The 14,637-nt window shown below is 68.1% G+C and carries 12 protein-coding genes; 5 read left to right on the top strand and 7 right to left on the bottom strand.

What is annotated here, in order from left to right; translation table 11 throughout:
- Window positions 1–369: 369 nt before the first annotated feature.
- Complete coding sequence (locus ACWCPQ_RS34460) at window positions 370–1,755, bottom strand: class II 3-deoxy-7-phosphoheptulonate synthase (RefSeq protein WP_449907187.1); 1,386 nt, start codon at window positions 1,753–1,755, stop codon at window positions 370–372.
- A 444-nt stretch (window positions 1,756–2,199) separates the two neighbouring features.
- Between ACWCPQ_RS34460 and ACWCPQ_RS34455 the strand changes: the two genes are divergently transcribed.
- Entirely contained in the window at window positions 2,200–2,694 is a 495-nt protein-coding gene (locus ACWCPQ_RS34455) for a polyadenylate-specific 3'-exoribonuclease AS (protein ID WP_449907184.1), read from the top strand.
- A gap of 84 nt (window positions 2,695–2,778) precedes the next feature.
- Here ACWCPQ_RS34455 and qcrB read toward each other — a convergent pair whose 3' ends face one another.
- The 4 genes from qcrB to ctaE form a co-directional block, all read right to left on the bottom strand.
- Entirely contained in the window at window positions 2,779–4,425 is a 1,647-nt protein-coding gene (gene qcrB / locus ACWCPQ_RS34450) for a cytochrome bc1 complex cytochrome b subunit (protein WP_449907182.1), read from the bottom strand.
- Window positions 4,422–5,570, bottom strand: a complete 1,149-nt coding sequence (qcrA, locus tag ACWCPQ_RS34445) for a cytochrome bc1 complex Rieske iron-sulfur subunit (RefSeq protein WP_449907192.1) — start codon at window positions 5,568–5,570, stop codon at window positions 4,422–4,424. Before qcrA ends, qcrB begins: the two co-directional genes overlap by 4 nt.
- Window positions 5,571–5,673: 103 nt before the next feature.
- Window positions 5,674–6,537 carry a cytochrome bc1 complex diheme cytochrome c subunit gene (qcrC, locus tag ACWCPQ_RS34440; protein ID WP_449907179.1) on the bottom strand — a complete coding sequence of 288 codons (864 nt, stop codon included), beginning with the start codon at window positions 6,535–6,537 and terminating at the stop codon, window positions 5,674–5,676.
- 52 nt (window positions 6,538–6,589) lie between these two features.
- Window positions 6,590–7,198, bottom strand: coding sequence for an aa3-type cytochrome oxidase subunit III (ctaE, locus tag ACWCPQ_RS34435; protein ID WP_449907176.1), 609 nt, complete (start codon window positions 7,196–7,198; stop codon window positions 6,590–6,592).
- A 238-nt stretch (window positions 7,199–7,436) separates the two neighbouring features.
- On the opposite strand from ctaE, the gene trpD reads away from it, so the two are divergent.
- Window positions 7,437–8,495, top strand: a complete 1,059-nt coding sequence (gene trpD / locus ACWCPQ_RS34430; RefSeq protein WP_449907173.1) for an anthranilate phosphoribosyltransferase — start codon at window positions 7,437–7,439, stop codon at window positions 8,493–8,495.
- A 10-nt stretch (window positions 8,496–8,505) separates the two neighbouring features.
- Here trpD and ACWCPQ_RS34425 read toward each other — a convergent pair whose 3' ends face one another.
- Together ACWCPQ_RS34425 and ACWCPQ_RS34420 are read right to left on the bottom strand one after the other, a co-directional pair.
- Window positions 8,506–8,781: an Lrp/AsnC family transcriptional regulator gene (locus ACWCPQ_RS34425; protein ID WP_449907171.1), complete on the bottom strand. Its 276-nt coding sequence runs from the start codon at window positions 8,779–8,781 to the stop codon at window positions 8,506–8,508.
- A gap of 69 nt (window positions 8,782–8,850) precedes the next feature.
- Window positions 8,851–10,641 carry a DEDD exonuclease domain-containing protein gene (locus ACWCPQ_RS34420; RefSeq protein ID WP_449907168.1) on the bottom strand — a complete coding sequence of 597 codons (1,791 nt, stop codon included), beginning with the start codon at window positions 10,639–10,641 and terminating at the stop codon, window positions 8,851–8,853.
- A gap of 547 nt (window positions 10,642–11,188) precedes the next feature.
- Between ACWCPQ_RS34420 and ACWCPQ_RS34415 the strand changes: the two genes are divergently transcribed.
- The 3 genes from ACWCPQ_RS34415 to ACWCPQ_RS34405 all read left to right on the top strand — a co-directional run bounded on the left by ACWCPQ_RS34415 (window position 11,189) and on the right by ACWCPQ_RS34405 (window position 14,202).
- Window positions 11,189–11,764: a C40 family peptidase gene (locus tag ACWCPQ_RS34415; protein ID WP_449907165.1), complete on the top strand. Its 576-nt coding sequence runs from the start codon at window positions 11,189–11,191 to the stop codon at window positions 11,762–11,764.
- A gap of 254 nt (window positions 11,765–12,018) precedes the next feature.
- A complete protein-coding gene (locus ACWCPQ_RS34410) occupies window positions 12,019–13,032 on the top strand; it encodes an NlpC/P60 family protein (protein ID WP_449907190.1) in 1,014 nt (337 codons plus the stop codon).
- A gap of 45 nt (window positions 13,033–13,077) precedes the next feature.
- Window positions 13,078–14,202: a glycosyltransferase family 4 protein gene (locus ACWCPQ_RS34405; RefSeq protein WP_449907162.1), complete on the top strand. Its 1,125-nt coding sequence runs from the start codon at window positions 13,078–13,080 to the stop codon at window positions 14,200–14,202.
- Window positions 14,203–14,637 lie beyond the last annotated feature (435 nt).

Below are 14,637 nucleotides of genomic sequence, written 5' to 3'. Positions count from 1 at the left end.
GGGTGCAGGTGGTCGTGTCCGCCGCGGTGGGCGATCGGCTGCCGGGCGCGGGTGCCCTCGAAGCGCATGCGCCGAAGGCGCGAGTCTCGAGGCCTGAACGGCGAGACTTCAGGGGGCCTCAACCCCGCGCGCGCCAGCGCGCCGAAAACACAGCGCCTTCACGAGCAACCCCACCCCCCACCTTCACGAGCAAGCCCACCCCCACAAGGCACACCCTGACCCAGGTACGAACCGGGGCCCGCCGCGAAGATATGCCCCGGTTCGGCTCACGATGCGCGGGGTGGCTCGGGCGCACCTCATACCCGATGCTGCACGGGCGAACCGTATCGCGACAGTCCCGCCACCGGCTCGAGCCCGTCCGAGTGCTACTTAACGCAACATCTCCGCGACAAGGAAGGACAGTTCCAGCGACTGCTGCGTATTCAACCGCGGATCACAGGCCGTCTCGTACCGGCCCGACAGATCGAGGTCGGAAATGTCCTGGGCACCGCCCAGGCATTCCGTGACATCCTCACCGGTGAGTTCGATGTGCAACCCACCCGGATGGGTACCGAGTGCATGATGGACCTCGAAGAAACCCTGGACCTCGTCGACAATGCGGTCGAAGTGCCGGGTCTTGAAACCCGTCGAGGACTCGTGGGTGTTGCCGTGCATCGGGTCGCACTGCCAGATGACCTGATGCCCGGTGGACTGGACCTTCTGCACGATCGCCGGGAGGATCTCGCGGACCTTGGTGTTGCCCATCCGGGAAACCAAGGTCAGCCGGCCGGGCTCGTTGTTCGGATCGAGCCGCTCGACATACTCCACCGCCTGCTCCGGAGTGGTGGAAGGCCCGATCTTGAGACCGATCGGGTTCGCCAGCAGTTCGGCGAAGGCGATATGCGCACCGTCGAGCTGGCGAGTACGCTCCCCGATCCACAGGAAATGGGCGGACAGATCGTAGAGGACGGGATCACCGGCCGAGTTGTGGGCGAGCCGCAGCATCGCGCGCTCGTAGTCGAGGACCAGGGCCTCATGCGAGGCATAGATCCGGGCGGACTGCAGACTCGGATCGTTCACCCGGCAGGCGGTCATGAAACGCAAACCGCGATCGATCTCCCCGGCGAGCGCTTCATAGCGCGCACCGGCCGGGGACTGTGCGACGAAATCACGATTCCAATCGTGCACCTTGTGCAGATCGGCCATCCCGGCGTTGGTCAACGCCCGGACCAGATTCATCGCGGCACTGGCGTTCGCGTACGCGCGAACCAGCCGGGAAGGATCGTGCTCACGAACAGCGGCATCGGCCACCAAAGAATTCACCATATCGCCGCGATAGGACCGCAACCCCAGCGCATCGGTATCGGCAGACCGCGGCTTCGCATACTGACCCGCGATCCGCGCCACCTTGACCACCGGCAAGCTGGCACCGTAGGTGAGCACCACGGCCATCTGCAGCAGCGTGCGGATATTGCCGCGAATATGCGGTTCGGTGTTGTCGGCGAATGTTTCCGCGCAGTCCCCACCCTGCATGAGGAACGCCTCACCGCGCGCCACCTCGGCAAGCCGCGCCCGCAGCTCGTCGACCTCGGCGGGAACGCAGATCGGCGGCACACTCTCCAGCACCGTACGCATGCTCTCCGCCTGCTCGGGATCCCAGGACGGCTGCTGCAACGCCGGGCGCGACAGCGCATCGTCGAGCCGTTTCCGCAGGTCACTGGGCAACGGCGGAAGCTCGGGCAAACGGTCGATGGGAACGTCGACGGTCCAGTTCACCTTTCCAGGATACGGTGCTGTGTTTATTGCGCCGCCTCCGGCGTCGCGGGGCGGGGCCCTCGTGACCCCGCCTTTGTGGTGGGCCTCGCCTTCGGCGTTGTGTCGGCCCCCTGTGGTGGGCCCCGCCTCCGACGCGCCAGCCCGCTCCACCGACCGGACCCCATACCTGGATCCGACCTGCGGCCGCGGCGGCCACGCCTTCGGGCTTCCGTTGCGGCAGTGGGCTTCGCGGCGCGGATCCGGTGAACGGGCACGGAATGGGCCCGGAGCGGAGAGGGCCGGAGCGGAGTACGGGTTCGGCACGAGACCGAGGTGGCACTCGAACTGGCGGGAAGTGCGCACAGAGGCTCTGGAGTCCAGCTGGGTAGGCTCACGGCACTGCCCTGCTCAATTTGTCGCCGACCTGTGAACCGTCTGCTGCACGCGCCGAGGAGACCCTACCTTTTGAGATATTTCTACGATGCGGAGTTCATCGAGGACGGCCGAGTGATCGATTTGGTGTCGATGGGTGTCGTCTGCGAGGACGGACGAGAGTTCTACGCGGTATCCACCGAGTTCGACGCCGACCGGGCCGGACCGTGGGTGTGCAAGAACGTACTGCCGAAGCTGCCTGCGCGGACTTCTCCGCTGTGGCGGACCCGAGATCAGATTCGCGACGATCTGTACCGGTTCCTGGTCCCCCGGCCCACCGTGCAACCGGAGCTCTGGGCCTGGGTCAGTGCCTACGACCATGTGGTGCTGTGCCAGCTGTGGGGTTCGATGGTGGATCTGCCACCGACCCTTCCCCGCTACACCAACGAATTGCGGCAGCACTGGGAGGCGCACGGCCGGCCGGATCTGCCGCCACCGCCGCGCGATGCGCACGATGCGCTCGCCGACGCACGGCACAATCTCGCCAAGTTCGAGGCCATCGAAACGGCCCGCCGACGCGCGAACTGACCTACCGGTGCCGACGCGACGCGGTCGCCCGAACACGAACAGGCCCCCGGGTCCGATGACCAGGGGGCCTGACGTTCGTGCGGGTCAGTGCCCGCCGTGCCCGTTCTGTCCGTTGGAACCGGCTTCGTCCTGTACTCGCTTGAGCACGGCCAGCTGCCGGTGTTCCTCTTCCAGTTCGGTCGCGAAATGCTGTTCGCTCTCCGCGCGGGGGTCGGCCCGCAGGAAGCTGCCGGTGCCCGGCTGACCCGCCGAACCCAGCTGGTTCATCTTCTTGGGCACCACAGCGCCCTGGTACTCCAGCGGGATCGGGTGGCCGTGGCCGTCCACCGGTCCCAGCGGCTGGTGCACCTCGATGTACTCACCGTGCGGCAGCCGCTTGATCACACCGGTCTCGATACCGTGCTCGAGTACCGCGCGGTCGCTGCGCTGCAGGCCGATGCAGAACCGGTAGGCGAGGAAGTACGCCACCGGCGGCGCGACGAGCAGACCGATACGGCCGATCCAGGTTGTCGCGTTCAACGAGATGTCGAACTTGAGCGCCAGGATGTCGTTCACACAGGACAGCGTGAGCACCACGTAGAAGGCGATGGCCATCGCGCCGATCGCGGTACGCACCGGGACGTCACGCGGACGTTGCAGCAGGTTGTGCCGCGCGTAATCGCCGGTGAGCCTCTTCTCGATCCACGGGTAGGCGATCAGCACCATGAACACCAGGCCCATGATCAGCGCGACCCAGAACACCGCGGGCACGGTGTAGCGGCCCAGATACAGCTCCCACGGTGGCATCAGGCGTGCCAGACCGTCGGTCCACATCATGTAGAAGTCGGGCTGGGAACCGGCCGATACCTGCGACGGGTTGTACGGGCCCAGATTCCAGATCGGGTTGATCTGGAGCACGCCACCCATGACGGCCACGAAGCCGAGGGTGAACGCGAAGAACGCGCCCTGGTCCGCGGCGAACACCGGGACGATCCGGGAGCCCACCACGTTGTTCTCGGTGCGGCCCGGCCCGGGGAACTGGGTGTGCTTCTGGTACCAGACGATGGCGACGTGGGCGGCGATGAGCGCCAGCATGATGCCCGGGAACAGCAGCACATGTGCGATGTAGAGGCGCGGGATGATGATGTCGCCGGGGAAGTCGCCGCCGAACATCAACCAGTGCATCCAGGTGCCGATCACCGGAATGCCCATGGTGATACCACCGAACGCGGCCCGCAGGCCGGTGCCGGAGAGCAGATCGTCGGGCAACGAGTACCCGAAGAAACCCTCGAACATGGCCAGGATCAACAGCAGCGAGCCGATCACCCAGTTCGCCTCACGCGGCTTGCGGAACGCGCCGGTGAAGAAGATGCGGAACAGGTGGATGATGATCGACGCCGCGAACAGCAGCGCCGCCCAGTGGTGCACCTGCCGGACGAACAGGCCGCCGCGCACCTCGAAGGAGATGTTCAGAGCGGTTTCGTAGGCGCGCGACATACCCACACCGCGCAGCGGCTGATAGGCGCCGTCATAGGTGACGTGCGTCATCGACGGGTCGAAGTACAGCGTCAGGTACACACCCGACAGCAGCAGGATGATGAACGCGTAGAGCGCGATCTCACCCAGCAGGAACGACCAGTGGGTGGGGAACACCTTGTTGATCGATCGCTTGACGAAGGCGGCGCCGCGGTACCGCTCGTCCATTTCGTTGAATTGTGCCGCGACTTTGCGGCCTGCAGCTCCAGAACTCATGATCGACGCTCCCAGAAGGCGGGGCCGAGGGGTTCGATGAAGTCACCGTTGGCGACCAGGTACCCCTCTGAGTTTACGGTGATCGGCAACTGCGGCAGCGCTCGGGCAGCAGGACCGAAGATCGGCTTGCCCCATTCGGTCGCGGAGAACTGCGACTGATGGCAGGGGCACAGGATCCGGTTGGTCTGCTGTTCGAACAGCGAGGTCGGGCAACCGAGGTGGGTGCAGATCTTCGAGTAGGCGAAGTAATCGCCGAAGTTGAAGCTTTCCTGACCCTTGCGTTTGATCGCGTTCTTCGCGTCCTCGGACCGCAAGCGGATCATCATGACAGCGTTGCGGATACCGCGCAGCGACTGCAGGGTGGCGTGCTCGTCGCCGCGCCACGATTCCTTCCAGGGGAAGACGGTCTCCATCGCGCCGGCGTCCAGATCTTCTGGGCGCACCAGGACGACGTCCTGCGGACGGCCGGTGTCGCGGCGGATGTAGATGGTCTCGCCCGGATAGTCCGGGGTCCAGCCCGAGACCCACAGCGGCGACTTCTCGCGCTGCGCCCACGGGTTCTTCACCATGCCGCCCACGAACACCAGCAGTGCGCCGATGCCGAGGACGCCGACGCCCGCGCCCGCGGTGCGGGTGATGAGCTTGCGGCGACCGAGGGTGGAGGTTTCCCCGGCGTCACTCAGCTGGGCCACCAGTGTCCGCCGGTCGACCTCGCTGGACTTACCGTCGTGCCGGTCCTGGACCGACAGCTCCGCGGGGATGAACTTCTTGCGGATCAGCACCACGGCGATACCGATGGCCAGGATCGAGATACCGAAGGTCAAACCGTAGAGCGGGGTGGTGAGCGAATACAGGCCGTGCCCGTCGTCGTCCTTGCCCTTGTACTCCCAGGGCCAGAACAGGAATATTCCCACCAGCGCGGCCGCCGCCAGGCCGGAGATCGCGAACCACATCGCGACCTGCCGTTCGGCGCGTTTCTCCGCCCGGGTACCCGGCACCGGCCAGCGTTCCCGCCGGTAGGCCACGTCCACACCGTCGCGGGCGGTACCGAGCGCGACCAGCTCTTCCCGCGACATCGCGTCCAGTTCGGCCTCGGTCGGTTCAGCCGGGGTCGCGGCCGCGGAATGCTTGTCCAGGCCACCCATCTCGTTTTGCTCCTGTTCGCTCATGACTAGGTCCCTTCCGAAGAGGACGTGACCGGACGCCCTCCATGGCCACGCAAGCTACCGCCTCCGGGTGCTGACCCGGTCACGTCCGGGAACCGATCCAGATCGCCGCACCCACGACAGCGACGATGCCGATGGTCCACATGGCCAGGCCTTCGGTGGCGGGACCGAAGCCGCCCAGGCCCCAGCCGCCCGGCGATTTCGCCTCGGCCGCGTCCTTCACGTAGGCGATGATGTCGCGCTTCTCCTCCGACGAGAGCTGCCGGTCGGAGAATTTCGGCATGTTCTGCGGGCCGGTGACCATGGCGGTCCACAGCTGGGCCTCGGAGGCCGGCTCCAGCGGCGGGGCGAACTTGCCCGAGGACAGCGCACCGCCGCGACCGGTGAAGTTGTGGCAGGACGCGCAGTTCATGCGGAACAGCTCACTACCCCGGCCGATATCGTCACCCCGCAGCGATTCGCCGGCGACCTCTCCGTTCGCGTCGCGCGGCACGGTCGGGCCACCGCCGTTGGCGGCCACATAGGCGCCGAGGGCATCGGTCTGGTGCGCGTCGAACTTCGGTGGTTTGCGTTCGGCCTGCGCCTCGTTACGGGTCATCGGCATCCGGCCCGAGGAGACCTGGAAGTACACGGCTGCCTCACCGACACCGATCAGGCTGGGACCACGGTCGGCCACACCCTGCAGGTTCGCGCCGTGGCAGGTGACGCAGGAGGTCTCGTAGAGCTGCTGACCCTCACGGATCAGCGCCACCGAATCCTCGTTCGCCGTCGCGACCTGAGGTTCGGGGGTGAGCGCCGAGGCGAGGAAACCGGCCCCGACGAGACCCACCATGAGCGCGAGGCCGCCCGCTATCCGTCGACGGACGCGGCGCTGCCTGCGCTTCTTGCTGGCCTCGCCGTGCCCACCGCTGGCGGGCGCTGGCGCTGTCGGGGGCGATGAACTCATCTGTGTCCCTTTGGAGTAGACGGAACCTGGTGGGCTGTATTGGGCTCCGGTGTCACCGGACGAAGTAGATCGTGGCGAACAGCCCGATCCAGACGATGTCGACGAAGTGCCAGTAGTAGGACACGACGATCGCGGCGGTCGCCTGGGCGGGCGTGAACTTGCTCATCGCGGTCCGCGCGAGCAGGAACAGGAAGGCGATCAGACCGCCGATGACGTGCAGGCCGTGGAACCCGGTGGTGATGTAGAACACCGACCCGTAGGAGCTGCCGGAGATCGACGTCCCCTCGGCCACCAGGTGGTAGTACTCGTAGCCCTGCCCACATACGAAGAAGGCACCCATGAAGAAGGTGACGACGTACCAGCGGCGCAGCCCGAACACATCACCGCGTTCGGCCGCGAACACACCCATCTGGCAGGTGAACGACGAGGCGATCAGCACCGCGGTGACCGGGATGGCCAGCTTCATGTTCAGCTCGGTCGGCGGCATCGGCCACTCGGGCGCCTGACTTCGCGCGACGAAGTACATCGCGAAGAGGCCGGCGAAGAACATCAGCTCGCTGGACAGCCAGATGATGGTACCGACGCTGACCATGTTGGGCCGGTTCAGCGAATGCACACGCTGGGTTATGGCCGATCCTGAGGTACCTACTGCGGTCGTCACGGGGGTAAGTATGACTCTTCGTAGTACGACAGTCGAAGTCGGGTTCCAAACTCGATCACCCGTGTCGTGATCGACCGGCTCCGTGCGTCTCTCACTGCGGTCCGGCGTGTCGGCCGGGCCGCGCCGGGGCGGACCCCGCGAACAGCGCGGATGACGTGGTGCGGGGTACGGGGTAGTGCGCGGTTTAGGGTGTGCACAACCGTTCGGTCACAGATATCGGTGCGACGAGGAGATTGAGATGAGCGTGCGCAGCTGGCCCCTGATGCTCGGGGCGCTCGCCGACGGACAGGACCTCACCGCGGACGATACGACCTGGGTGATCGATGAGATCTTCACCGACAACTCCACCTCGGCGCAGATCGCCGCGTTCGGGGTGGCCATGAAGATCAAGGGCCCCACTCCGGTGGAGCTGGCGGGGATGGCCCGCGGCATGCTCGGGCACGCGCGATTGGTGAAGATCGACGGCGACGCGGTGGACATCGTCGGTACCGGCGGTGACCGCTCGGGGTCGGTGAACATCTCCACCATGTCCTCGGTCGTGGTCGCGGCCGCCGGTATTCCGGTGGTCAAGCACGGCAACCGGGCCGCTTCCTCCAAGAGCGGCGGCGCCGATGTACTCGAGGCGCTGGGGGTGAAGCTCGCGCTCGGGCCCGAATCGGTCGCGCACTGTGTGCGCGAACTGGGTATCGGTTTCTGTTTCGCACCGCTGTTCCATTCCGGTCTGCGTTTCGCCGGGCCGGCCCGTAAGGAGATCGGGATCCCGACCGTGTTCAACGTGCTGGGTCCGCTGACCAATCCGGCGCAGCCGCGTGCGGGTCTGGTGGGCTGCGCGTTCGACGACCTGCTGGAGACCATCGCCGGGGTGTTCGCCGATCGGGGCGCCGGGGCGCTGGTGGTGCGCGGCCGCGACGGACTCGACGAGATCACCACCTCCGATGTCACCGATGTGTACGTGGTGGCCGACGGCGTCGTCCGGGAAGCGGTGATCGATCCGACCCGCCTCGGGATCGCCAGGGTAGACCTGGACGAGCTGCGCGGGGGCGACGCACAGGTGAACGCCCAGGTGGCCCGGGACGTGTTCGCGGGTGTTCCCGGGGCGGTCCGGGACGCCGTACTCGTGAACTCCGCCGCCGCCATCACCGCCTACGATCTGTCGCGCGGGGCGGACGGCGCGGCAGATCTGGACGATCACCTGGCGGCCGGGATCGAACGTGCGGCCACCGCCATCGACAGTGGCGCGGCCGCCGCCCTGCTGGACCGCTGGGCCGCGCTCACCCGGACGCTCGGCGACAACTGATCACCGACGCTCACTCACCGATGGAGAATCCGGCCTCGACGTCGGCACGCGAATACGATTTGAACGCGATATGGGTGACCGTGCGCTGCACGCCCGCGACCTTGTCGATGCGTGCCGTGACCACCTCGGCGACCTCCTCGTGGTCGCGGACGCGCACCAGCGCGATCAGGTCGACGTCGCCGGCGCACGAGTAGACCTCGGCGACCCCCTCGGTATCGGCCACCGCCTGCGCGGTCTCCGGAATACGCCCGTTGTCGGCCTGGATCAGAACGATGGCGGTAATCATGGGAACAGCCTATGCATCCGGACGCCGCCGCAGCGTGGGCCCACGTGGTCCGGCACGGCGGCCGGATGCTCAGCCGCGCTGTTCGCCGTAGGACTCGGCGGCACGTGCGGCTCCCGCCGCGAGATCGGCCGCCTCCGCCCAGCCGATCCAGCGACCCATGCCCCGGGCGGGTTCGGCGTAACCGTCGGTGGTGCGCACGATCCGCACACCGGGACGTTCGAGCCAGCGGGCGATCACCGCGACCTCGTCGGGGGCGGCGCCGAGCAGCGGTGGTGCCGCGAGATCCGCTCCGGCCAGAGGCAGTTCGCCGGTGGACGGCCCCCCGGGCCCGGTGGGGACCACGGTCTGCGCGGCGGCGACGATCCGCTCGACCACCGGCATGGGCGCGATTCCGCGTCCGGCGGTGCCGGCGCCGGCGAGCCGGCCGTGGCGGATCACGGCGAACTCCCACCCGCCGGCACCGTCGGGATGCGCGGCGATCAGTTCGGCCGGGCGGGCCACGGCGGCCAGCCGCTGGGTGCGGCGCAGCGCGCGGATGACGGCGGCGGTCCGGTCGCGTAACCGTGCCGCGGATTCGTATTGCGCTCCGGCCGCGTATTCCTCGATCCTGGTCAGCAGCGCGCGGACCGCGGCGTCGTCGGCTCCGGCGAACAATGCGCGTGCGGCCGCCGGAGCGGCAGCGTAGGCCGTGGACGCCTGGGGGGTGCCGGTGGCGGCCGGGCAACCGCCCACGACTTCGGTCGGGCAGGAGTGCAGCGCGGTCCGGGCCAAACGAGTCGTGCAGGTGCGTAGACCGCAGTACTCGGCCAGGGTGGCGGCGATATCGGCGGCCGCGGCCCGGGAGTGGAACGGCCCCACGGCCGGGCCGCCGGGCTCACGGACCAGCGTCAACCTCGGAAAGGCTTCGGCGGTGAGCGTGATCCACCAGGCCCGCTTGGGGAATTTGGAACGCCGGTTGTAGGGCGGGGCGTGCGCGGCCAGCAGCCGCAGCTCCCGGACGCCGGCTTCCAGCCCGTGCGCACACACCACATGATCGACGCGGGTGGCCAGGCGCACCATCTCCCTGATCCGCCCGCGGGTCTCCGATCCGGTGAAGTAGCTGCGCACGCGGCGGCGCAGGTTCACCGCCGTCCCTATATAGAGCACCTCGTCCGAGGGACCCCGGAACAGATAGACACCGGGCGCGGCGGGCAACTCGACGGCCAGGGCACGTTTGGCCCGCTGCCCGGCGGTGACCTCGGGCAGGTAGTCGATCAGTTCGGTGAGACTGTGCACCCCCTGGTTACCCACCCGCCCGATCAGCGCGTGCAGTACATCCACGGTGGCACGGGCATCGTCGAGGGCACGGTGGGTAGGAGTGGTGCTCGCCCCGAGTAGCCGGGCCAGGACGCCGAGCCGGACCGACGGTGCCTCGTCGCGGCCGAGCACCCGCCGGGCGAGCCGCACCGTGCACACCACCTGGGCGCGCGGCCACGGAGTGTCACAGCGGACCGCGGCGGCCTTCAGGAAACCCATATCGAAGCGGGCATTGTGGGCGACCAGCACCGCGCCGGCCGCGAACTCCAGGAATCCGGGCAGCACGGCCTCGATCGGCGGGGCCGCCCGCACCATCGCGGTGGTGATACCGGTGACCTGCACGACCGCGGGCGGGATGGATCGGCCCGGGTCGACAAGGGTCGCGAATTCACCGAGTATCTCGCCGCCGCGCACCTTCACCGCACCGATTTCGGTGATCGCGTCCGTCGCCGGGCTGGTACCGGTGGTTTCCAGGTCCACGACCACGAAGGTGGTGTCGTAGAGCGGAGTGTCGAGCTGGTCGAACGCCAGTTGCCGGGCGGGCAACGGAGCGGGTTCGGGCACGGCGGCAGGGTAATAGGAGGGTCCGACAGATTCCCGATACAGAACTGTTGTCCATGATCTTGGTTCCGGTATCGAACCCGTCCGTGTTCCCCGCCTGCACCCCGGTCACCACTAAAGTGTGCGGCAGCTCACAGTCGATGTCGATTAGCTATCCAATTGCGGAATCCCGGCGAAAATGGTCGATCGGCCCAAAACATGGATTCACCGGCAGAGCAAACCTGCACCTCCGTCCCAACCGGGCCGGCACCCAGAAAGCGACATCCGCCCGCTCGAGCTGCGGAAAATCGATGAAACGAACTCCGATCCAGCGACCGATCGATACGTCCAGCGATCCATGTCCCCCGCCCGTACGTAACCTCGGCGCAATCGGCCGGCATCCTGTGATGTCCCTCGCACAATTTGCCAGCCGAAAGCTGCGCTGCGCATATTTATCGCGGGTCGGGGCTTTACAAACGACCGTGATCTGTTCGTAATCTTTTCGAGACCTCGCGGAGTTCGGCGTGCCATCGGCGGTGCGACCGGGCGGGGAGATCGGAAGGACCGCATCATGGCGTTCAACACCGTCAAGCGACAGGCACGGCGCGTAGCCGTAACCGGAGCCGTCGGCGCTGCCACCCTGGGCGCATTCCTGCTCCCCGCCGCACCGGCCGCCGCGCAGCCGGTCACCCTCGACGGCGTCGGCACGTTCGAGGTGCCCAACGAGATCCCGATCCCCGCGGGCATCCCCGGCATCCAGGCGCCCCATTCCCCCGCGGCCCCGCCGTTCGTCACCCCGATCAAGACCGTCGGCGATATCGCGCTCGACGCCGCCCTCTCGAAGGTCGGCGCTCCGTACGTCTACGGCGCGGCCGGCCCGAACGCCTTCGACTGCTCCGGTCTGGTGCAGTGGTCGTACAGACAGGCCGGACGCGAACTACCGCGCACCAGCGACGCGCAACTCGCCTCGGGCGCGCCCATCTCGATCGGCGACCTCCGGCCCGGCGACGTGGTGTCGTTCTACGGCGGCGGGCACTCCGGCCTGTACGCGGGCGACGGCAATGTCGTCCACGCCTCCACCGCCGGCTCGCCGGTGGCCGTCGCACCCATCTCCTCCATGCCGTTCGCCGGCGCGCGACGCTACTGATCACAGCCCGTGGAGTGTCCGGTACGACCACCCGCCGACCGGAATCAGCGGCGAGCGTGACTGTTTCGCGGCGTGCTGGACACCCCCGGGGCCGTTCCGTAATCTAATCGAGACCTTTACGGGGCGTATCGCACAGAGCGTCATATGAGAGCGGGGCACGGCAGGCTGTGGCAGCACATCGACGGCGGGAACTGCGTCGGCCGGATCGGCGCGGGCCCGGCCACAGCCGGGACCGGCACACCACCCGCACAGCTCTGGCGGCCGGCCTCCTCGCAGCGGCTCTCTACGGCGGTGGCCCGGCGGGCGCCGACCCGGCCCCCGCGCCGACCTCCGCGACCGAGGCCGTCCAGCAGATGATCGACCTGTCCCGGCAGGCCGAACAACTCAATCAGCAGGCCCTCACCGCCCAGACCGATCTCGACGCGAAACTGGCCGTCCAGCGCGACGCCGACGCCAAGGTGGCCGCGGCCGGCGTCGCTGTCGACGCCGCCCGCGCCGAAGTCGCCCGCTACCGGCCGATGATCGATCGCACCGCCATCGCGGCCTACCAGGGCGCCCGGACCAATCGGCTGTTCTCGGTCCTGGTCAGTGATTCCCCGCAGCAGCTGCTCGACCAGATGTCCACCCTCGACGTGGTCGCCACCCAGACCTCCGACCAGCTGAAGCAGTACAAGCGGGCGACCGACGCCGCCACCGCAGCGCAGTCGGCGGCCCGCGCGGCCGCCGATACCGCACGCGCCGCCGCCGATCAGGCCGATACCGTCCGCGGCGATGTACAGCGCAAACAAACCGATCTGCAGAACGCCGTCGCCCAGGTGATCGAGGTCTGGGGATCCCTGTCGACCACCGACCGGACGGCGCTGGCCGGATCTCCCTTCCCGCCCGGATTCGACCGGGACAGCCTGCTGCGCGATCTCGTACCCGGCAACGGCACCAGCGCCCTGGCCGCCGGTCTCACCCGAGTCGGCGATCCGTACGTCTGGGGCGCCACCGGACCCGACCAGTTCGACTGCTCCGGCCTCGTGCAATGGGCGTTCAAACAGGTCGGCAAAGATGTGCCCCGGACCAGTTCGGCCCAGGCCGCCTACGGCACCCCCGTCGACCGCGACGAACTGCAACCGGGCGATGTCGTGTTCTTCTACGACGACATCTCCCATGTCGGCATCTACGCCGGCAACGGCCTCATGCTGCACGCATCCACCTTCGGTGTCCCGGTAGCCGTCGCACCCATGGATTCCACGCCCTACCACTCCGCCCGGCGCTACTGACACCCGGAGCGACGCCGCCGACCGCGCGCCAATACTGTGGATCGTATGGCTCGAACTCTGCTGGTTACCAATGATTTCCCGCCGCGGCCGGGAGGTATCCAGTCGTATCTGCAGGCGCTGGCCGGACAGCTGCCCCCGGACGATCTGGTCGTCTACGCACCCCGCTGGCGCGGTGACAGCCACACCCGATTCGACGCGAAACAACCCTTTCAGGTCGTCCGCCACCCCACCACGCTGATGCTGCCCACCCCCGCGGTCCTCCGGCGCGCCCGGAAAGTGCTGCGTGCCGAGGGCTGCGAAACGGTCTGGTTCGGTGCCGCCGCCCCGCTGGCCCTGCTGGCCGCTCCGCTGCGCCGGGCCGGCGCCCACCGGGTCCTGGCCAGCACCCACGGCCACGAGGTCGGTTGGTCGATGCTGCCGGCGGCCCGCCGAGCACTGCGGATCATCGGGAACGACACCGATGTGGTCACCTACGTCAGCAAATACACCCGCCGCCGGTTCGCTGCGGCATTCGGGCCGGACGCCGCGCTCGAATACCTACCGCCCGGAGTGGACACCGAGACCTTCCGCCCCGATCCGGCCGCCCGCGCCGAACTGCGCGAACGATACGGACTCGGCGACCGGCCGACCGTCCTGTGCCTGTCGCGGCTGGTCCCGCGCAAAGGACAGGACGTTCTGCTGATCGCCATGCACCGGATCAAGGAACGAATCCCCGGTGCCGTCCTCGTGATCGCGGGCAGCGGGCCCTACGAAGACAAACTGCGCGGCTTCGCCGACGCCCTCGGCCTCGGCGACGATGTGGTGTTCACCGGGCGGGTGCCCGCAGCCGAACTCGCCGCCCACCACACCCTCGCCGACGTGTTCGCCATGCCCGCCCGCACTCGCGGCGCCGGCCTCGACGTGGAAGGTCTCGGCATCGTCTACCTGGAGGCCTCGGCCTCGGGCGTTCCGGTGGTCGCCGGGACCTCGGGCGGCGCCCCGGAAACCGTGCTGGACGGGAAAACCGGGCGAGTAGTGGACGGCCGCCGCGCCGACCACGTCGCCGACGCGATCGCCGATATCCTCGCCGACCGCGACGCGGCCGCCGAAATGGGCGCGGCGGGACGCGCCTTCGTGGAACGGCAATGGCGCTGGGACTCGCTGGGAGCCCGGCTGCGGCAGCTGTTGTAATTTGCGGCGCCCCCGGCACCGCGGGGTCGGGACCCTATTAACCCCGGCCACGAATGGCGACCGTTCGGAGGAGACGGAAGGCAGGTGGGCCGGTTCGCCGAGTGGGAAGTGAAACCGCCGGTGAAGGTGTCGAGCCGTCGGCACGTCTCCGCTACCCGGCCGAGGCCCGTGAGCCGCAAAGCCGAGCCCTCGACCTCACTGCACAACGCGAACAGGCGCACCTGCGCCTCTCCTCCCGTACCGGTACAGCAGGTCTCGGTGCCCCGGCCATCCGCCTCGGACATGCCGACCGAGACATCGATCGCCTACGTGACCCCCGAGTCGAGTTCTACGAGACACCTGAAAGGGTTGAGGCCCGTCTCGCCGTTCAGGCCTCGAAAGCGCATGAGCCGAAGGCTCGAGTCTCGAGGCCTGAACAACTTCGCCAGGTGGTCG

It is taken from the genome of Nocardia sp. NPDC001965, assembly GCF_053594175.1.
The sequence above is the reverse complement of the archived record's forward strand: the minus strand, read 5'-3'. Positions and strand labels throughout refer to the sequence as shown.